General features: G+C 34.6%; 17 protein-coding genes and 1 tRNA gene. 11 read left to right on the forward strand and 7 right to left on the reverse strand.

The genetic code is table 11. The annotated features are described in order from the left end of the window. The first annotated feature begins 172 nt into the window (after positions 1-172). From ABD792_RS15955 to ABD792_RS15965, 3 genes are all read left to right on the forward strand, one after another. Positions 173-231: transfer RNA gene (locus ABD792_RS15955), tRNA-Arg, on the forward strand. A 586-nt stretch (positions 232-817) separates the two neighbouring features. After that, positions 818-1,723, forward strand: coding sequence for a heparinase II/III domain-containing protein (locus ABD792_RS15960; protein ID WP_345007364.1), 906 nt, complete (start codon positions 818-820; stop codon positions 1,721-1,723). 277 nt (positions 1,724-2,000) lie between these two features. Then, positions 2,001-2,456 carry an RNA methyltransferase gene (locus ABD792_RS15965; RefSeq protein WP_345007365.1) on the forward strand — a complete coding sequence of 152 codons (456 nt, stop codon included), beginning with the start codon at positions 2,001-2,003 and terminating at the stop codon, positions 2,454-2,456. An 8-nt stretch (positions 2,457-2,464) separates the two neighbouring features. Here the strand turns inward: ABD792_RS15965 and ABD792_RS15970 are convergent, their stop codons facing one another. The 6 genes from ABD792_RS15970 to tsaD are packed head-to-tail and all read right to left on the reverse strand — an operon-like array spanning position 2,465 to position 7,710. Beyond that, complete coding sequence (locus ABD792_RS15970) at positions 2,465-3,643, reverse strand: THUMP-like domain-containing protein (RefSeq protein WP_345007366.1); 1,179 nt, start codon at positions 3,641-3,643, stop codon at positions 2,465-2,467. 7 nt (positions 3,644-3,650) lie between these two features. After that, entirely contained in the window at positions 3,651-4,739 is a 1,089-nt protein-coding gene (locus ABD792_RS15975; protein WP_345007367.1) for an AI-2E family transporter, read from the reverse strand. Positions 4,740-4,761: 22 nt separating this feature from the next. After that, the gene (locus tag ABD792_RS15980) at positions 4,762-5,262 is read right to left on the reverse strand and encodes a TrmH family RNA methyltransferase (protein WP_345007368.1); all 501 of its coding nucleotides are present in this window, start codon (positions 5,260-5,262) and stop codon (positions 4,762-4,764) included. A gap of 42 nt (positions 5,263-5,304) precedes the next feature. Further along, a complete protein-coding gene (locus ABD792_RS15985) occupies positions 5,305-5,946 on the reverse strand; it encodes a DUF4159 domain-containing protein (protein ID WP_345007369.1) in 642 nt (213 codons plus the stop codon). Between the two features lie 24 nt (positions 5,947-5,970). Then, a complete protein-coding gene (locus tag ABD792_RS15990) occupies positions 5,971-6,678 on the reverse strand; it encodes a 16S rRNA (uracil(1498)-N(3))-methyltransferase (protein ID WP_345007370.1) in 708 nt (235 codons plus the stop codon). 9 nt (positions 6,679-6,687) lie between these two features. Further along, a complete protein-coding gene (gene tsaD, locus ABD792_RS15995) occupies positions 6,688-7,710 on the reverse strand; it encodes a tRNA (adenosine(37)-N6)-threonylcarbamoyltransferase complex transferase subunit TsaD (RefSeq protein ID WP_345007371.1) in 1,023 nt (340 codons plus the stop codon). A gap of 221 nt (positions 7,711-7,931) precedes the next feature. Between tsaD and ABD792_RS16000 the strand changes: the two genes are divergently transcribed. The 5 genes from ABD792_RS16000 (at position 7,932) to ABD792_RS16020 (ending at position 16,736) form a co-directional block, all read left to right on the forward strand. After that, positions 7,932-12,332, forward strand: a complete 4,401-nt coding sequence (locus ABD792_RS16000; protein WP_345007372.1) for a translocation/assembly module TamB domain-containing protein — start codon at positions 7,932-7,934, stop codon at positions 12,330-12,332. A 160-nt stretch (positions 12,333-12,492) separates the two neighbouring features. After that, positions 12,493-13,479 (forward strand): 6-phosphofructokinase, encoded by a 987-nt coding sequence (gene pfkA, locus ABD792_RS16005; RefSeq protein ID WP_345007373.1) that lies wholly within the window; start codon positions 12,493-12,495, stop codon positions 13,477-13,479. Between the two features lie 18 nt (positions 13,480-13,497). Continuing rightward, entirely contained in the window at positions 13,498-14,499 is a 1,002-nt protein-coding gene (gap, locus tag ABD792_RS16010; RefSeq protein WP_345007374.1) for a type I glyceraldehyde-3-phosphate dehydrogenase, read from the forward strand. Between the two features lie 88 nt (positions 14,500-14,587). Further along, on the forward strand, positions 14,588-15,448 hold the full coding sequence (locus ABD792_RS16015) for a BadF/BadG/BcrA/BcrD ATPase family protein (RefSeq protein ID WP_345007375.1): 861 nt from the start codon (positions 14,588-14,590) through the stop codon (positions 15,446-15,448). A 52-nt stretch (positions 15,449-15,500) separates the two neighbouring features. After that, entirely contained in the window at positions 15,501-16,736 is a 1,236-nt protein-coding gene (locus ABD792_RS16020; protein WP_345007376.1) for an ATP-binding cassette domain-containing protein, read from the forward strand. 52 nt (positions 16,737-16,788) lie between these two features. On the opposite strand, the gene ABD792_RS16025 is transcribed toward ABD792_RS16020, so the two are convergent. Further along, entirely contained in the window at positions 16,789-17,280 is a 492-nt protein-coding gene (locus tag ABD792_RS16025) for a hypothetical protein (protein ID WP_345007377.1), read from the reverse strand. Positions 17,281-17,549: 269 nt separating this feature from the next. Here ABD792_RS16025 and ABD792_RS16030 point away from each other — a divergent pair, with 269 nt between their 5' ends. From ABD792_RS16030 to menD, 3 genes are read left to right on the forward strand one after another with little or no spacing between them, the layout of a single operon-like run. Continuing rightward, entirely contained in the window at positions 17,550-17,975 is a 426-nt protein-coding gene (locus tag ABD792_RS16030) for a PaaI family thioesterase (protein ID WP_345007378.1), read from the forward strand. Between the two features lie 5 nt (positions 17,976-17,980). After that, positions 17,981-19,120 carry a chorismate-binding protein gene (locus ABD792_RS16035; protein WP_345007379.1) on the forward strand — a complete coding sequence of 380 codons (1,140 nt, stop codon included), beginning with the start codon at positions 17,981-17,983 and terminating at the stop codon, positions 19,118-19,120. 49 nt (positions 19,121-19,169) lie between these two features. Beyond that, complete coding sequence (menD, locus tag ABD792_RS16040) at positions 19,170-20,930, forward strand: 2-succinyl-5-enolpyruvyl-6-hydroxy-3-cyclohexene-1-carboxylate synthase (RefSeq protein WP_345007380.1); 1,761 nt, start codon at positions 19,170-19,172, stop codon at positions 20,928-20,930. Positions 20,931-20,998 lie beyond the last annotated feature (68 nt).

The raw sequence follows: 20,998 nt of genomic DNA on the forward strand, positions 1-20,998 counted from the left end.
ATTTAACTTCCTAGCTTTCATTGTAATTGGACTAAAGAAATTTTATAAACTTAAAAAGTCAAGATGACTTCTATATAAAATATTGAATTTATAATATAATCAGGTTAAAGTTTTGCACATAACTTGCACAACACAATGCTTCATTGGAATAACAAAGGCAAACAAACATCACAGCTCAGCTGGATAGAGCATCTGCCTTCTAAGCAGACCGTCACAGGTTCGAATCCTGTAAATAATTATATCTGAAAAAGGTGGTGATTTAAAACTAGAGAACCCATTTAAAGAAGAGGCTTTTACAGTTAATGGAGCTACTTACAAAATGGAAAAAGGAATTATATTGATTAACACTACAGAAGGACAGGTTATTGAGATGGTTTTAAACTAGATCATTGTGATTTTAGTCTTTCTAGTTGACTAAAAAAGTTATTTTAAGGAAAATTGATAGGTATCGCCCTTGGCATAAAGATGTTTCAAGGGCGTTATGTTTTATGGTACCTATGAACAAAGTGAGTTGAAACGTGTTGATAAAGTATCAATATTAATTGAATCAACCCTTAAGACAATCGATTGTATTTTACTATGTTTATGACGCATGAAAAATTATAATTGATTACCGCCATACATGATTCCAATTTGAAGGGGATACGTTTTCTACTTATACGAATCAAGTTACACCTGTTATACTTAATATACCTAAGTATCACTAAAGAAATGTGGGGAGATTTTTTATGCTAATATTAAGAACATCTCAGACTTCTTTCATAAGTCGCACATAGCAAAGAACTACTTTGTTAATATTGGAGACGGACCATATATAATGGCAGACAGAGCCGTTAAGGTGTTTCATCATGGTAAAGTCCAGAATAACCAGCAACTCATGGACACAGCTAAAAAAGTTATGGAATATTATGATCCAATTGGTGAAATCACATCGAACAAATTTGGAGATATGTATTCCAGTTTAACTGGGATATTCGATTTTGATTTTTTAAAATCATATATGCAGGAATCTGTTTCTAAAGACGAGGTTTGGTTCCCTGATTTGGAGCTACTGTGTACCTCGCAAATGATTAAAGGAAAACGTCTTTTTTTATCCGTATTGGGGGGACACAATGCACAAAGTCATAATCATAATGATGTAGGAAACTATACGATTTTTGTAAATGGAGAACCTGCTATTATTGATGTTGGAGTAGAGCAATACACTAAAAAATCCTTTAGTTCCCAACGTTATGATATTTGGACGATGCAAAGTGCTTATCACAATTTACCTACTATAAATGGAACAATGCAAAAGGATGGTTTGCAATATAGAACTCATGATGTTATCAAGTCTAAGAATGCATTAAAAATGAATATTGAAGCAGCTTATCCTGAAGAGGCAAAGATAAAATCATGGGTGAGAAGTTTTAAAACAAGTAAAGCCGGCATCCTAATTTCGGACGTTTATAAGTTGGAACAGAATTTAAAAGGTATTGTGTTAAACAATATAACCCCTCTGGAAATCAAGAATGTACAGAGGGGGGTTGTAGAACTATCCAGGAATGAAGAGAAGGTGCTTTATATAAAATATGATCCTGAACAGTTACAATTACGAACAGAGGAAATAGTGCTTACAGATGATAAATTGAAAAGTGAATGGAAGCAGGATAAGCTGTATAGAATTCAATTAATTGTAAAAAATAATGATCCGGAAGGGGAGATTAGGATAAAGTATTATTAAGATTTTAATAAGAGTAAATTACTATGGCCTAAGTATCTGCACATAAAAGAAATTATATTTTGAGGTAAGCCTCGGATCATTCAAATCTTGTTTGTGATATCTACAAAGAATTCAGGTTGAACTCTTGTTTATGCTATGCAAAAGGTCAATTAAGTCTTCAATTGCAGTATATTTTTAATGGAAATATAGCGCATAAATTAATAAAAAAATACCAAATTATTCATGGTAGCAATTTGATACCTTTATTTATTCATATGTTTTTATACTTTTGCCAAACATGGATAATTTTACAAACGAATTTTTTGGTATAGGAATTCAAAACGGCAAAACACCCGAAAATTTAGGTATGTTATGGCGGTCAGCTCAAAACTTAGGAGCCAGCTTTATTTTTACTATTGGAAATCGCTATGCAAAACAGGCCTGTGATACGCATAATGCCGTTAAAGCGATGCCCTATTTCCATTATGAGACTTTTGATGATTTCTTTAACAATTTACCTAAGGGCGCTAGACTGGTAGGGGTTGAACTAACCGATAAAGCTGTGCCCTTGGAAACGTTTCATCATCCTAGGCGTTGTGTATATTTATTGGGAGCAGAAGATCATGGCTTGTCTAGACAAGCAATAGATAAATCTCATTTTTTGGTTAAGTTTAAGTCAATATTAAGTTTAAACGTTTCTGTGGCTGGAAGCATTGTTATGTACGATAGAGGTATTAATAAGCCAAGGTCATAAAGGTATTTTTATAATTTACTGGTTACTAGGATAATTTTGTTATTATCCATATCGGTTGTAAAAAAAAGAAAACAGTTTCCTCCATCTTTAATTTTAAGCTTTTTGCGGAGTTGTTCGACAGTTTCAGGGAAATTTCTGGTAGTGATATTGGCTTTTTGTAGGTCTAGTTTTTTCACCTCTTTTTTATTGTAGTTTAATACCTCTTCAATTTTAAACCCTCTTCCTGGGAAGCTTATATTGTCATCACTGGTATATAAATGCGAATGTTTGTGAAGCTTAAAAACGTTTAGTTGGCTAGCAATGGAATGGAAGCCTCCTGCTTTCAAAATGGCACTATTTGGCTCGTATAAATAGTTAAGAGGCTTGCTGTAATTGGAGCTTAACGTTTTTTCTTTGTTTAGTGAAAATTTAAAAACGGTGTTGTTTTCTTTTTTGAGGTTGATTGTTTCAACAGAAATATCATCAATAATACCTTGTTCTAAAACCCAAAGGAGCTCTTTTACTTCGTTGTTAACTGCAACTACATGAATGGTTTTTACATGTTTTAATTCGCTGATACCAGCAGATAAATCGAGCAGGGGCGAGGTTTTTATTAATATCTTTTTTGATCGTTGGAACAATATGTCCAAATTTTTTGGAACGTTTGGCAAGCAGTCGTTTAAAAAGAATACTTTGCCTTTAACATCGTGTCTTCGTGACGGATCAATGTAAACCCAGTCGTAGGTCTTTGAGGTGTTTTTTAAAAATTTAAAGCCATCAATGCAGTGTGTTTTTATATTTTCAATTCCTAACTGTTTATAGTTGTAGCTAACAATAGTAGAAAGGGAGTGGTTTATTTCGCAATGCTCTACAATTTTAAATCTTTCAGAGAAAAAATAGCAATCAACACCAAATCCACCAGTTAAATCAACAATAGAACCTCCTGAGATTAAACCAGCTTTGTATTGTGCGGTTAATTCAGACGAGGTTTGTTCAATGTTTAATTTGTTAGGATAGTAAATATTTTTAGTGTTAAACCAGACAGGTAATTTTTTTCCACAACGTTTCTTTGCTTCAATTTGCTCAATTATCTCTTTGGTGTCCACATTAGGAAAACTAGTGCCCTTTAATAGAATTGAAGTGATGTCATTTTTCAGGTTATTATTTATAAATTCCTGAATGTCATTATTTAATATATTTCTATTCAAAGTAATACTATAAGCCTTTGGTAAGCTTTTTAACAATTTTATTTTCCGACAAAAAGGCTTTTAGAATAACTTTTATGGTGGTATAAGCTGGTACAGCAATAATCAAACCTACAATACCAAATAGGATACCTGCAATAAGAATAACCAAAAATATTTCTAAAGGATGCGATTTTACACTTTTAGAAAAAATAACGGGTTGGCTAAAAAAGTTGTCTACTAATTGGCCAATGCCGAAAACGACCAAAACCCATAGTGTGCTTGGTAAAATAACGTCGCTAAAACCTTCGCCCAAATGACTTGTCATTGTTAAAGTAACCATTAAGAAAAGCCCTATTAAGGGGCCTACATAGGGAATTAAATTAAGTAAGGCACATAAAAAAGCTATAACAATAGCGTTTTCAACCCCTATAATCAGCAAACCTATGGTGTAGATGATAAAAAGAATGAGAATTTGAAAAATAAGTCCAACAAAATATCTGGATAGCAGGTCTTTTATTTGGGTAGAAGAAGCTTTCCAACGAGATTCTTTGTTGTCTGGGATAAACGTGAGGATGCCATTTTCAAGTAACCGACTGTCTTTTAAGAAGAAAAACGAAATAAATAATACAGAAAATAGAGCAATACTAAAATTGCCCAAACCACTAATAATTGAGTTTAAGAAGTTGGGAATCAGTGAGTAGTCGATTTTCGTTAAAACATTGGTTTCTCTTATAGATTCCTCAATGTCAATTTGATGGAGGTCAAAATACGTAACGATCTCCACGTATAAATCTTCTATATTACTTTGTAGCTGCTCAATATTTAAAAGCGATAAATTGTGTCCTTGCTTTATTACTAGTGGGATAAACAGTCCTATTAAACCAGCCAATATCCCAATAAGTAAGATCATGGAAACAATAACAGCAATGGTGTTCTTAAACTTAAGTCGATGCTGGAGAAAAAGAACTATAGGTCTTCCAATAAGCGATATAACGGCTGCTATGGCAATATAAGCAATTACCGATTGTATCTTATAGAGGAATAGAGCCAATAAAGCTATTCCTGTAACTATAGCTAAAGCTCTTAGAATGCCGTTGGAAATAATTTTTGAATTCATTTAGTAAATATATAAAAACCATTTACATAAGTTGCTTGGTTATTTCATATAAAGCAATGTTTGTAGCCTGTACAACGTTCATACTGCTATTGTTGCCAAACATGTCTATGTGGATAATCACATCAGAAATTTTTAAGATGCTATCTGAAATACCAAAGTTTTCATCACCTACAATTAAAGCAATTGGCTTTTTGTTTGATAGACTGAAATTATGGATAGGGGTACTGTTTGTTGTTATTTCCAGGCTTATAATTTGGTAATCATTGTTTTTTAATTCAATTACAGTCTCTAAAGTGGATTTGCAAATTGTATAGTTGACAAATTTTTCGGTTGACCTTGAAGTTTTTGTTAGTTTTCTTCCCAAAGAAATGTCTTCCCCGCAAAGCATCAGCTTTTCAACCCCAAAGGCATCCGAAATCCTAAAGAGGCTTCCCAAATTAGGGGCGTTCGAAACTTGGTCGCAAACAAGAACTACAGGAAATATACGCTTTGTAAAGTTGGTATTATAATGGTTTAGTTGCAATTGAATTTAATTAAGTTAAAGAAATTCCTAGGAGTTTAGTGCTTAGTTTTCAAAAGCATATTTAATAATATTAGCGCCCATTTTCAGAGCTTTTTCCCTAACATTATCTGGGTCGTTATGTACGGATTCATCTTCCCAACCATCTCCTAAATCACTTTCGAATGTAAACAAAAGTACCAATCGATTTTCATGAAAAATAGCGAAAGCTTGGGGACGCATACCGTCATGTTCATGTATTTTTGGTAAACCATCAGGAAATTTGTAGACGATGTTAAAAATAGTATGGCTGGCAGGAAGTTCTATTAATTCGGTTTCAGGAAATATTTTTTTTAATTCTTCAGTTATATAAGGCTGCATGCCATAATTATCATCAATATGTAAAAAACCACCTGAAATTAGATAATTACGAAGATTCTCAGCATCTGCTTCACTAAAAAACACATTGCCGTGCCCTGTCATATGTATAAATGGGAATTGAAAAATATCGGTGCTTCCGGCTTCAACAGTTTGTGGCTTGGGATTTATTTTTGTGTTGATATTGGTATTGCAAAATGCTATTAAATTGGGAAGCGAGGTAGGGTTGCCATACCAATCACCACCACCTTTATACTTTAAAACAGCCAAATCCTGTGAGAATATGTTTGTGGTTAAAAATAAAAGGAGTGAGGTTATGGCTAATTTCATATATTAAGGTTAATCGTAATTTGTTTAGATTTCATTTACAAATGCAACACTATGGCAGGCTACAATGGCTGCTGTTTCAGTTCGTAGTCTGGTTTTTCCCAAAGTTACAGGAATAAATTTATTTAAAAGAGCCATCTCAATCTCTTTAACACTAAAATCACCTTCGGGACCAATTAAAATCGTTACGTCTTTTTGTGGGCTGAGCTTTTGCTTTAATGATTTTCTATTTGTTTCTTCACAATGCGCTATAAATAGGTCGCCACTAAAATCTTGTTTCATAAAATCTTTAAAGGAGACCATATTGTTAAGTGTTGGTAAGTAACAATTCAGTGATTGTTTCATTGCCGATTGCAGTATCTTTTCTAAACGTTCAACTTTAATTATTTTGCGCTCACTATGATCACAAAGCAAAGGTGTGATACTATCTATGCCAATCTCGGTGGCTTTTTCTAAAAACCATTCGTAACGATCGTTCATCTTGGTTGGAGCTACTGCCAAATGAAGCTTGAAATTCCGCTTGGGTTGCTCAATCCTTTCAGTGATAATCGCCAAACAATTTTTAATGTCGGGGATGCTAATCTTAGCTGTAAAAAGCCAACCCTTCCCATTTGTTATATGCAAGGTGTCTCCCGTAGATTTGCGTAAAACTTTTATAATATGCTTGCTCTCTTCTTTAGAAAAAGAAAATTGAGTGGTATTTTGGGTAATATCCGGATTATAAAAAAGCTGCATACATTTATTTTAAATTTTTAATCTAGCTGATGCAGTGACATCCTGTTTGGCAAAATTACCTTCCAGATACTTTAAATAACCAACAATGGCAATCATTGCTGCGTTATCTGTTGTAAATTCAAATTTAGGGACATATGTTGTCCAACCAAATTTGTTTTCACCTTCTTTTAGGGCATTTCGTATGCCAGAATTTGCCGAAACACCACCACCAATAGCAATGTGCTTTATGCCTGTTTGTTTTGCAGCAAGTTTTAACTTATCAATAACAATCCCGATAATAGTATACTGTATGGATGCGCAAATATCATTGAGGTGTTCCGAAATAAAGTTAGGGTTGCTTTTTATTTCTTTTTGAATAAAATAGAGAATGGCTGTTTTTAATCCCGAAAAACTAAAATTTAAACCATCTACCTTAGGTTTTGTAAACTTAAAAGCTTTAGGGTTTCCTAACTGTGCACGTTTGTCTATTTCAGGGCCTGCCGGATAGCCTAATCCTAATATCTTACCACTTTTATCATAAGCTTCACCAATCGCATCATCAATGGTTTCCCCAATAACGTCCATGTCAAAATAATTATCGACCTTAACTATCTGCGTATGTCCACCAGAAATAGTCATCCCTAAAAACGGAAACGGAGGTTTTTCAAAACCGTCTTCGTCTATGAAATGCGCTAAAATATGAGCCTGCATATGATTAACGTCAATTAAGGGAATGTTTAAACCATAGGCTAATGATTTGGCAAAAGAGGTTCCTACCAATAGCGACCCCATTAATCCGGGGCCTCGAGTAAATGCAATGGCATGGAGGTCTTCTTTTGTGATCCCAGCCTGTTTTAAGGCCTGATCCACTACGGGCACTATGTTTTGTTGGTGTGCTCTTGATGCTAATTCGGGCACAACACCACCATATGCTTCGTGTATTTTTTGATTGGCTATAACATTACTTAAAATTTTACCGTTATGGATTACAGAAGCGGCAGTATCGTCACACGACGATTCAATTCCTAGAATATAAATATTTTGTGAAGACATTGTAAAAATTGGGCACAATAATTGTTAATTTTGAATCCAGACAAACACCTCTAAACAGAGAATGTACATTGATGCAAAACTAGTCATTTATTTTTTATGTGATTTGTCTTAAAGAGAAGTTTTATAGACTTATAACATGAAAACATTAATTTATTTTAACAAACTAAACATTATAACCCATCAGGCATAGGTTTAAAATATTAGTTAAAATAGTAGCCGTATTGCTACTGCTTTTTACCATATTGGTATTATTACTGTCTATTCCGGCAGTTCAAACCAGTTTGGGCAATTATGCTACCAAACGACTTAACCAAGATTTTGGAACAAACATAAATATAGACAAAGTAGGTTTGCAGTTTAATGGGGATATTGAACTTAAGAACATTTATGTTGAGGATTATAAAAAAGATACACTTATTAGCATAAAAGAACTAAACACTTCTATTTTAAGCTTTAGGAACCTCTACAACGGCAAATTGGTTTTTGGGGATATTGATTTATATGGTCTGATATTTAATATTAAGACCTATAAGGATGCAAAAGGAACTAATTTAGATGTGTTTGTTGCAAAATTTGAAAGCGACAACCCGCGTAAAGGGAAAAGTAAATTTTTGATGTCCTCCAGTGATGTGTCAATTTACGACGGCACGTTTAAATTGATAAATGAGAACAAAGTTGTTTCCAAAGTCCTTGATTTTACAGCATTAAACATTAACGCTACAAACTTTTTGATTAATGGAAGTGATGTAAGTGCACGTATCAATACTCTAAATTTCAACGATAGCAGGGGGTTGGTTATGAATAATTTAATGACCGATTTTGCCTATACATTGACAGATATGACGTTTGCAAATTTGGAAATTGATACAGAACACTCCGTTTTAAAAGGTAATTTGAAATTTTTGTACAAGCGCGAGGATTTACAATATTTTACAGACAAAGTATTAGTAGAGGCTGTCTTTAAGGATTCCGATATTTTATTGGACGAACTCAATGTGTTTTATAATGAGTTCGGAACCAATCAACACGCGCGCTTTAGCGTGGATTTATCTGGAAAGTTAAACGATTTGGTGGCTACCAATTTAAAGTTAACTACCAGCAAGAATACTAGGGTGTACGGAGATATTAACTTTAAAAACCTATTTAGTAAGAAGGCTAATGATTTTTACATGAATGGCTCTTTTAGGGATTTGTCTTCAACATATAAAGATTTAAAAGCACTACTCCCTAATGTTTTGGGAGCTACCATACCATCATCATTCGACAGTTTAGGCAAATTTTCCATTGTAGGGAAATCGCAGGTAACGACTTCGGCTGTAATTGCCGATTTTAAAATGCAAACAGAGTTAGGAGGTATCGACTCCAATTTACAAATAACAAAGGTAAACGATATCGACAATGCTGTATACGAGGGGAAAATGATTTTTGAAGAATTTGACTTCGGGAGCTTTTTAAACGACCCAAATATTGGTAAAGGCTCATTGAATTTTGATGTAAAAGGAAATGGTTTTGTATCAGAAACAATTGATACCCAGGTAAAGGGAGAGATTTTTGAAATTGAATATAACAATTATAGCTACAAGAAAATAAAAGTAGCTGGGAATGTTAGAAATAAGATTTTTGATGGCAACTTAATTACCTACGACAAGAATTTAAGATTAAATTTTAACGGACTTGTGGATTTTTCGGAAGTTGTAAATAAGTATGATTTTGAAGCAAATGTCGATTACGCCAATCTAAACGCACTAAACTTTATTACTAAAGATAGCATTTCTGTTTTTACAAGCCATGTGAAAATGAATATGAATAGCAGTGGTTACGATGACGCTTATGGGAAAATTTCCTTTAAAAAAACATCCTATAAAAATCAAAACGACACCTATTACTTTGATACTTTCGACATATCTTCTCGCTTTGAAGGAGCTACGCGGTTTATTGAGTTGACTTCCCCAGATATTATAGAAGGAAGCTTAAAGGGAAAGTTTAGGTTCAGGGACTTGAAAAAGATTTTCGAAAATTCTTTAGGGCATATTTATACCAATTATGTGCCACATGAGGTGGCAACAGACCAAAGTGTCGATTTTAACTTTAAGATTTACAATAAAATTGTAGAAGTTTTTTTCCCAGAAATAGAGCTTGGAAAAAATACCTATATACGTGGACGCGTAGAAAGCGATGAAAAACAGTTTAGACTTACATTTAGGTCTCCCAAAATTAAATTATTGGACTATTTTGTCAATAATATAGAACTTCAGGTCGATAATAGCAATCCGCTTTTTAATACCTACGTAGAGGTAGACAGTATAAAAACCAAATATTATAATGTTTCCAAGTTCAATTTAATTAACGTTACAGTAAACGATACTTTGTTTATGCGTTCGGAGTTTAATGGAGGAAAACGAAATAATGATAGCTATAACTTAAGTTTTTACCATACCATAAATAAAGACAATGAATCTGTAATTGGCTTTAAAAAATCAGACGTAACCATTAAGGATAATACCTGGTATATCAATAAAGAAAACGATCGTTTAAATAAAGTTTCATTTAATAAGGCCCTGTCTAAATTTAATATAGATAAGTTTAGAATACGCCATAACACAGAGGAAATAAGAATTGAAGGTTTTGTTAAGGATTCGACGGAAAAGGATTTAAAGTTAAATTTTAAAGATGTAGATCTAGCTAAAATAACCCCAGATATAGATAGCTTGTCTCTGGCCGGTAATGTTAATGGAGGATTGAATATTTTACAAAAAAAAGGAAGTTATTTACCTAGTTCGACACTGGTAATTGATAATTTAAAAGTGAATAACTTTTCTTTGGGTGATTTTGATGCCAATATAACAGCAAACAGTACATTGACTACTTATACTATTGATGCAGGCATTAAGAATGACGTTTCAGAATCATTTAAAGCTAAGGGGCATATTAGTACCTTGACTAAGCAACCAACAATAGATGTTGATCTTGAGTTCGATAAATTTAGTTTAAAGCCTCTAAATCCTTTATTACAAGATGTTTTAACCAATGTCCGGGGATTGGCAACAGGATCGGTAAATGTGATTGGTAACCTTAAGCGTCCCGACATTAATGGCAGGTTGAAATTAGAAAAGGCAGGAATGGGTATCCCCTATCTTAATGTCGATTATAGTTTTGCTAACAGCCCAACTATAGCCTTAAAAAACCAAAGTTTCATCTTTAACAAAGTGCAACTAAGCGACACTAAATTTGAATCAAAAGGAACACTTGAGGGAACAATAGATCATGTTAATTTTTCGAAATGGCGATTGGATTTAAACATAAGTACACCACGCTTATTGGTTTTAAATACAAAATATGCCGAGGACGTTCTGTATTATGGTACTGGCTTTATAGGAGGTAACGCAAGTATTAGTGGGGCTACAGAACAATTGGTTATAAGCGTTGTTGGAGAAACAAAGCCGGGGACTGTATTCAAAATTCCGTTGAGTGACACCGAATCCTTTGGAGATAATTCTTTTATTAGGTTTTTAACCAAAGAAGAAAAACAAGCAAGAAAGGAGGGACGCGATTTTGTGTTTAAAGAAATTAAAGGGCTTGAGCTCGATTTTGATTTGGATGTTACTGAAGATGCTGAGCTGGAAATAATCATTAACAAAAATAGTGGGCACGCTTTAAAAGGGAGAGGACGTGGAGGCTTATTAGTAGAGATTAATACAAATGGGAAATTTGATATGTGGGGGGATTTTTCGGTGTTTGAAGGAGTATATAATTTTGCTTATGGCGGTTTAATTGCAAGAACATTTAATGTAAAACCTGGCGGTACCATTAACTGGGAAGGAGAGCCTTTAAGAGCTTGGTTGAATATGGAGGCTATATACAAAACACGCGCCAATCCCTCGCCATTGCTGGATAACCCGATAAACAGAAGTATTCCAGTAGAGCTAGTAATTAATTTAACAGGCTATTTAGAGCAGCCGCAACCAGAATTCAGCTTTGGATTCCCTAACGTTAATTCCACGATAAAATCAGAGTTGCAATATCGATTAGAGTCCAGGGACGACAGGCATAATCAGGCATTATACCTTTTGTCTACCGGGTCGTTTTCAAGAGGTTTAAGTGAGCTTAACTTTTCAGGTACCATTGCAGAGCGTCTTAACGGTATTATTAATGGCATATTTACCAACGAAGACAGTAAGCTCAATATAGGCTTAAATTATGAAGCTGGGGAAAACAGGCCAGATTATAGAACTGACGGCCGATTTGGGGTTACCCTGCAAACCCAAATAAGTGACAGGGTACTAATAAATGGTAAAGTTGGTGTGCCTGTAGGCGGAGCGGGAGCCAATGAAACAGTTGTAGCTGGCGATGTAGAAATCGATTTTCTTCTAAATGAAGAAGGTACTTTAACCGCCAAAGTATTTAATAGAGAAAATAGCATACGAAACTTTGGTGAAGCAATAGGATATACCCAAGGAGTAGGCTTGTCTTACAATGTAGATTTTGATACTTTCAAAGAGTTGATACGAGGCTTTTTAAAAAAATCAAAAAAACTAGAAGATAAAGATTTGGACGAATCTGAAGAAAAAGAAGACAGTGCACTGCCAGATTTTATAACAACAAAAGAAGCCTCTAAAAATTAGAATTCGCAATATTTCAGCCTAATTCTCAGGCTTTTTTCTTTAAAATCGTTTTTTTTATTAACTAAAACGTTATAGTTTAACAAGTCTTGTTAAAATACTCAAAATGCTATAGTTTTATGGTTTTTGTTTATTAATTTTACTTGCAAAATTAGAATATTTAATGCCAAACAAGATAAAGAAACTAGCTGTTTTAACATCAGGAGGCGATTCTCCGGGAATGAATGCAGCTATTCGTTCCGTAGTTAGAACCTGTGCATATCATAAAATAGAATGCATAGCCGTTTACCGAGGATATGAAGGATTAATGGAAGGTGACTTTAAACCTATGAATGCTCGTAGTGTTAAAGACATTATTAATAAAGGAGGTACTATATTAAAATCTGCCCGGTCGGATGAATTTAGAACTAAAGAAGGCCGCCTAAAAGCTTTCAATAAATTAAACGAGGCCAATGTTGATGGATTAGTTGTTATTGGGGGAGATGGTACGTTTACCGGAGCCCTCGTGTTTAACCAGGAATATGATTTTCCCGTTATGGGAATACCAGGAACTATCGATAACGATATTTTTGGCACATCACATACATTAGGTTTCGACACAGCCTTGAATACAGTTGTTGAAGCAATCGATAAAATTAGGGATACTGCAAGTTCCCATAATAGGCTTTTCTTTATAGAAGTAATGGGACGTGATGTAGGACACATTGCTTTAAATACAGGTATTGCAGGTGGGGCAGAAGAAATTTTAATTCCAGAGGAAGATCTTGGTCTGGATAGACTTGTAGATTCTTTAAACAAAAGCAGGAAATCGGGAAAATCCTCAAGTATTGTTATTGTTGCTGAAGGAGATAAAATTGGTAAAAACATATTTGAGTTAAAAGATTATGTCGATGAAAATATGTCCGGATACGATGTAAGAGTATCTGTTTTAGGACACATGCAACGTGGCGGTTCGCCATCTTGTTTCGATCGTGTTTTAGCCAGTAGAATGGGGGTAAAAGCAGTTGAGTCGTTATTAGAAGGAAAATCTAACTTTATGGTTGGATTGTTGAATAATAAGATGGAATTAACACCTTTGGAAAAAGCGATTAAAGGAAAATCAAAAATAAACTTAGAATTATTGCGTGTCTCAGATATTATGAGCACTTAACATTTTATAAACTAGATTATGTCAAAATTAAAATTAGGAATTAACGGATTTGGAAGAATAGGTAGAATTGCTTTTAGAGTAGCAGCTTCTAGACCAGATATTGAAGTAGTTGGAATCAATGATTTGTTAGATGTAGAACATTTAGCTTATTTGTTAAAGTATGATTCTGTACACGGGCAGTTTGATGGAACTATCGAAACTAAAAATGGTAATTTGGTAGTTAACGGTAATGAAATCAGAATTACTGCAGAGCGCAACCCAGAAGATTTAAAGTGGGATGCTGTTGGTGCTGAAGTTGTATTAGACTGTACTGGTATCTTCACAAATTTAGAAGGTGCTCAAAAACACATTACTGCGGGTGCTAAAAAAGTAGCAATATCTGCGCCATCTGCTGATGCTCCAATGTTTGTAATGGGAGTTAACCACAAAGAAATAACTCCAGACCACACTATCGTATCTAATGCTTCTTGTACAACAAACTGTTTAGCTCCATTGGCTAAAGTAATTAATGATAAGTTTGGAATTGCTGAAGGTTTAATGACAACTGTTCATGCTGCAACTGCAACGCAATTTACAGTAGATGGACCATCTAGAAAAGACTATAGATTAGGACGTGCATCCTTAAACAATATTGTGCCAGCATCTACTGGAGCAGCAAAAGCTGTGGGTAAGGTTATTCCAGAATTAAACGGGAAACTAACAGGTATGGCATTTAGAATACCTACTGTAGACGTATCGGTGGTAGACTTAACTTGTCGCTTAGAAAAGAGTGCTAGCTTTGATGAAATTAAAGCAGCTATAAAAGAAGCTTCAGAAAATGAGCTTAATGGCGTTTTGGGTTACACTGAAGAAGGTGTTGTATCTCAGGATTTTGTTTCTGAACCAAAAACAAGTACATTTGATGCTAATGCCAGTATGGCGTTAAACGATAACTTTGTGAAGTTAGTATCTTGGTATGATAACGAGTTTGGTTATTCAACTAAATTAGTTGATTTAGCTCAGCATATCGGTTCTTTATAATATTATTTAATTATTAATTTGTAACGACTCCACAGAAGGTTGTGTTAAAAAGCAGTATTCTGTGGAGTTTTTTTAATCTATAAGACTTATGATTTTAATTGTTGATAGTGGTTCTACAAAATCCGATTGGATAGCAGTTGATAAAAATGGTAAACAATTGATGGAAAAAATACGCACTAAAGGGTTAAACCCAGCTATTTTACCAGAAAAGAAACTGAAAAAAATAATTAAGAAAAATAAGGACTTGAAGGCTAACAGAGCTGAGGTAACACACGTGTTTTTCTACGGTGCTGGATGCGGAACAGAAAAGCCTACAGCGATGTTAAAAGCTGTGCTAGAAGAAATTTTTGAAAATGCTCTTGTTGAAGTTAATGAAGATACGATGGCAGCAGTTTACTCTACCATTAACGACCCTAACGAAGCGGCAGTGGTGTGTATTTTAGGTACTGGGTCTAATTGTAGTTATTACGATGGTGAAAAGGTGCACCAACGAGTGGATTCCCTTGGTTATTCTATTATGGATGATGCTTCTGGAAATTACTATGGACGTCAATTAATAAGAGATTATTACTTTAACCATATGCCAGAAAATGTGAAAATAGCATTTGGCAGTAAATTTAATATGGAAGCGGACTATATAAAGTACAATTTATATAAACAACCCAATCCAAATGCCTATTTGGCAAATTTTGCAGAGTTTATGTTTTTACATAAAGATTCCGAATATACCGTTAACTTGATAAAAGAAGGTATTCGATTGTTTGCCAGGAATATGATCATGCAATTTAAAGAAGAATTAAAAGATGCTCCAGTGCACTTTGCAGGATCTATAGCTTACTTTTCTCAAAACGAAATAAAAGAAGTAGCAGAGGAGATGGGCTTTAGAGTGGGTAACTTTGAGCGCAGACCTATAGAGGGCTTGGTTTCATTTCATACCAAAAACCTTTAACAGGTACATATTTTATTTACAAAAGGAAGTTTATATTTGAAAACTTAATCTTTTGCATAAAAATTCCGCATTCTATATTTCAAATAAAGATAATAAGCGTTCGCTTATTAAACACATAATGCAAGAGCACCTTATTGGTAACTATTCCAATTTAAAAGGTGCTCTTTTTTCTGAAATAACCGTTGAGAAATTTATTCAAGAAGAAATACGGCATGGGCGTTATGATGTGGTAGCTTCCACTAAAAATAGTTTAGAAAAATCTTCTCAAGGCGAACGAAAAAAAGCATTATTAAACCATCTCATTTCCCAAAACCCCGAATATCTTGTTGTAGATAATGTTTTTGGTAGTTTAGATACAGCCGCACAGATAGAAATTGAAGAAACCCTAACGCAGTTAAGTTGTAAAATACCAATAATACAGATTACCAATAGAAAAACAGATATTTTACCTTTTATAGATGATGTCTACCAGTTACGGGACGGAAAGCCTGTACTGTTAAATAGTACAGAAACTCCAAAAACACTATCCCAGTTTAAAAAATTTGTAGAGACTTTACCTAAGGCCTATCGAAACGATTGGGAGACAATAGCACCATTGGTTAAATTCAATAATGTTACCATAGCCTATAATGACAGACCGATAGTAAAGGATATTTGCTGGGAAATTAAACCCGGTGATTTTTGGCAGTTAGTAGGTCCCAATGGTTCTGGTAAGAGCACATTGCTAACATTGATTTCTGGAGACAATCCCAAAGCCTTTAATCAGGATATAACCTTGTTTGGAGTAAAAAAGGGGACAGGGGAAAGTGTTTGGGAAATAAAAAAGAAAATCGGGTACTTTTCATCTGAGATGTTGAGAGGAATAACCCGTTTGGATTCTGTCGGGAATATGATTGCGTCTGGCTTTTTCGATACAATAGGTCTGTATAGAGTTCCTAGCAACGAACAGATCAAGATTGTGCAACATTGGTTGCGCGTCTTTGGGATGTACAAAATAAGGAAACAAAGCTTTTTGTCCCTATCAAGGGGTTATCAACGTTTGGTGTTAATAGCTAGGGCAATGGTTAAGCATCCGCCCTTACTTATTTTGGATGAGCCTACCAATGGACTGGATGATTGTGATGTTGCTATTTTATCGGAATTGATAAACAAAATAGCCAATGAAACGGACACTGCAATTTTGTACGTTTCACACAGGAAAGAAGATAAACTCTTAACTCCGGATTTTATATACGAGTTAACACCCAATAATGAAGGCTCAACAGGTAGTATTGTCGTTGCTTCTTAAAAGATAGTTGTTTTACTTGGTAATCGAAATTTATATGCTTCGAGGCAGTTTTCTAATAACTTAAATAAAAGGAGTAGACGTTACCGCGTCCTCGTTTACATCCTAAATAAAAATTATCGGGAATACCTTCGTAGAAATCTACTTTGGAGATAGCATAAGTGCAATCGGTACACTCAGATGGTTTAAAAATAAGCTTGTTGTTTTCTATTATGTCGGGAAGCTCACATTCGGTATTTAAATAATAATTCCCTAAAAGTTTGTTGTTATTGTTAAATACTAAGATCAAATTGGTCACTTTTTTAGTAGGTCCCCAGTGCCAACTAGATGTCATGACTTTAAAAACTTCATTTGTTTTAGTAGTAATATTTCCCAAATAGGTTAGATGGGTCTCTGTGTCACCAGATGCACTCCACTTGCCAAAAACAAAACGCTGTTCTTTAACATTTCTAAGTAAAACAGTTTGTCTTATTTCTTCGTCTTGAAGTTGGGCAAATGCAGTTGAACAAAAAAACAAAGTCATGAATGCTATTAAGTGTGCTTTCATATAGGGATGTGGTTTGGTTAAGGCTTGCCAAAATAATAAAAAAATATTAAATAACACCAAAGATGTTTAAATAGCTGAAATTAAATAAGTTGCATTTGTGTGTTGAACTTAAAATTTAAGTACCTTGTGCAGGTACGGAAGAGTGTATTGATTTTAAACCCTATAAATTTGCATTGTGTTTTTAACCAATGGCTGCGTGTAATCGTATAAAAAAGCTGGGTAGTTTGTCTTCATTTTGTACTTTTATGCCAATATTAATTACTACATCTATGCAATTATCTAAAGAAGAGGTTTTAGCTCAAGCCAATTCAGTTAGTAAAGGTACTTTAATGGAGACTTTGCAGATTGAAATAGTGGATTTTGGGCCAGATTTTTTAACAGCAAGAATGCCTGTGAATTCTAGGGTCTATCAGCCTGACGGATTGCTTCATGGTGGTGCTACAGCAGCTTTAGCAGAAAGTGTCGGTAGTTTTGCCTCGCATATTTTTTTGGACACCAAAAAATTTTTTATACGAGGTATAGAAATAACTGCTAACCACCTAAAAGGCGTTAAAGATGGTTACGTATATGCAAAGGCGACATTTTTGCATAAAGGACGAACAACCCAATTGTTGGATATTAAAGTAACGGATGATGAAGGTAATTTGATTTCAGTAGCCAAATTGTCAACCATTTCATTACCTAAAAACCAATAGTTTAGATGACTTTGGATGATTTTTTCAAACGTATTAATGAACAATACGAAAGTAAACTTCCGTTTGTAGTATACAGAAAGCCCAATGAAATAAAAATTGTTTCGCTGCTCCAAAAATCTGATGATGTATTTGCTGTTCAGGATTTTAACGAGCAAGGCTTTGTGTTTGCGCCTTTTGATAAGAGTAGGGAAAAGACCATTCTGATACCAATAACCCATTCAGAAACTATTTTTGTTGACTCCGAAGAGCTAGTGGGAGGTGGAATATGCTTAAATAGAACTGTATTAAGTTCGGGTAGCGGTAGTAACGAAACAGATAAGCAGGAACATATTGAGCTGGTACAAAGCAGTATAAACGAAATCAAAAATAAACAGTTTAAAAAGGTGGTATTATCTCGAAAAGAGAAAGTAATACTTCAAGAAAACAGCCCCATAGCACTATTAAAGAAGTTGTTGGATTTGTATAAGGAGGCATTTGTTTATTGTTGGTATCATCCTAAAATTGGACTTTGGTTAGGTGCAACACCTGAAACGCTAATTAAAATTGATGGAAAAAAATTTTCAGTCATGTCATTAGCTGGAACTCAAGGGTATAAGGGAGATGAAAGCGTAACATGGGGTGTTAAAGAAAAAAATGAACAAAGCTATGTTACTGACTATATAATCAGCAGCTTGGATGGTTTTTCAGATAGCGTAAAAGTTTCAGGGACCCAAACAGTCAAAGCTGGCAATTTATTGCATTTAAGAACCCAGGTTTCAGGAACTCTGAGTAGGGGTGTAAATGGTTTAAAAGACTTACTTTATAGATTGCATCCTACACCGGCAGTTTGCGGATTGCCAAAAGAAACCTCTAAGCAGTACATTTTAAAAAGCGAAAACTATAATCGTGAGTTTTATTCTGGCTTTTTAGGAGAGCTTAATATGGAAACCCAGATAGCTCCCCGAACAGGTAAAAGAAACATTGAAAATAGAGCTTATACAGTAAACAGAAAACACACCCAACTGTATGTAAACTTAAGATGCATGCAAATTAAGGCTAATGAAGCTTTAGTATATGTTGGAGGAGGAATTACGGAAAGTTCCATTCCTGAAAAAGAATGGGAAGAGACAGTGTTAAAATCTTTGGTGATTAAAAGTATCCTGTAGCTAAATTATTAAGGGCTTATTTTATATTTTTGCCTTAGATTAAAACTTCATGATATACCCAAAAATTCCCTTGGCTCAAACAGTTGTACAGCTGTTTAAAGCTAAAAACATAAAACATGTAATTATTTCTCCTGGCAGTAGAAATGCTCCGTTAACCATAGGGTTTTCTAACGATGTGTTTTTTAAATGCTATAGTATTGTCGACGAACGTTGCGCGGCCTTCTTTGCCTTGGGGATTGCACAGCAATTAAAGGAGCCTGTGGCTGTTATTTGTACATCGGGTAGTGCTTTGTTAAATTATTATCCAGCTGTTGCAGAGGCATTTTACAGCAATATTCCCCTAGTGGTGCTTTCAGCAGATAGGCCCAAGCATTTAATAGGTGTAGGAGATGGACAAACAATCAATCAAAAGAATGTATTTGCCAATCATATTTTGTATGAGGCCAATTTAAAATTAGATATAAAGGATGAAAATAACATTCCTGTAGACGAAGAGTTGCCGATACTAAAAAACCTTGAGGATAAGTTGGAGCGTTTCCTGGGCTTACAAAAAGGAATACAGGTCTATAACGAAGGTGAAATCAATAGCGCTGTAAATCATGCTATAATAAAGAAAGGGCCTGTGCATATAAATGTGCCTTTCGACGAACCTCTTTATGAGGTAGTTGAAACTCCATGTGTTTCCCCAAAAGTTGAAGAGGTACAGTTTAAGTCAAAAACAATTGATGCCTACGAGTTACAAGAGTGTTTAGAGTATTGGAATGCAGCTTCTAAAAAGATGATACTAGTGGGGGTGAATTACCCTGACGAAATTGAGCAAAAATGGCTTGATGAACTAGCCGAAGACGATAGTGTTATGGTATTTACCGAAACAACATCTAATATACAACACGATAATTTTTTCCCAAGTATTGATCAGATAATTGCCCCGTTGTCTCCCGATAAACAAAAACAATTGCAACCTGATGTGCTTTTGACTTTTGGAGGCTTAATTGTTTCTAAAAAAATAAAAGCACTGTTACGAAAATATCAGCCCAAACAACACTGGCATGTAGATGAGAAATCGGCCAACGATACATTTTTTTGTTTAAATAAGCATATAAAAACTTCTCCAAATCAGTTTTTTGAGTCGTTTTTCGAAAAGCAGACACATTATGTAAAAAGTACTTATAAAGACATTTGGCTTGCTGTAAAAGAATACCGAATAGAGAAGCACAAGGCCTATCTAAAAGAAGTTCCGTTTTGCGATTTAAAGGTCTTCGATGTGGTATTGAGAAACATTCCTGATAATAGTGTGTTACACGTTAGTAATAGTTCGGCAATTCGTTATATGCAACTTTTTAATTGCAATAAGACGGTTCAGGTGTTTTGTAACCGAGGAACCAGTGGTATAGATGGGAGTACAGCAACTGCAATAGGGGGTTCTGTAGTGAGTGAAAGGCGCACCACTTTTATAACAGGGGATTTAAGTTTTTTCTATGATAGCAATGCATTGTGGAATAATTACACTCAAAAAGATTTTAGGATTGTTGTTATAAATAACCAAGGAGGAGGGATTTTCAGAATCCTTCCCGGGCATAAGAATACAGCGAATTTTGAAACCTACTTCGAAACCCGTCACGACCTAACGGCTGAACACCTATGTAAAATGCATGGTTACAAATACACTATGGCATCGACCGAAATGGGGTTAAAGAAGGTGTTAAAGGAATTTTATGAAGATGGAGAGCGACCAAAACTGTTAGAGGTGTTTACGCCCAGGGAATTGAATGACGAGCTGCTTTTGCAGTATTTTGATTATTTAAAGTAGAATAACCTATGCTTCTCCGTAGAACAAAGAGCTAAAATGTTATATTTAAAACTTATTTAAAAACCGAT

The organism is Snuella lapsa (assembly GCF_039539345.1).
Taxonomy (GTDB): Bacteria; Bacteroidota; Bacteroidia; order Flavobacteriales; family Flavobacteriaceae; genus Snuella; species Snuella lapsa.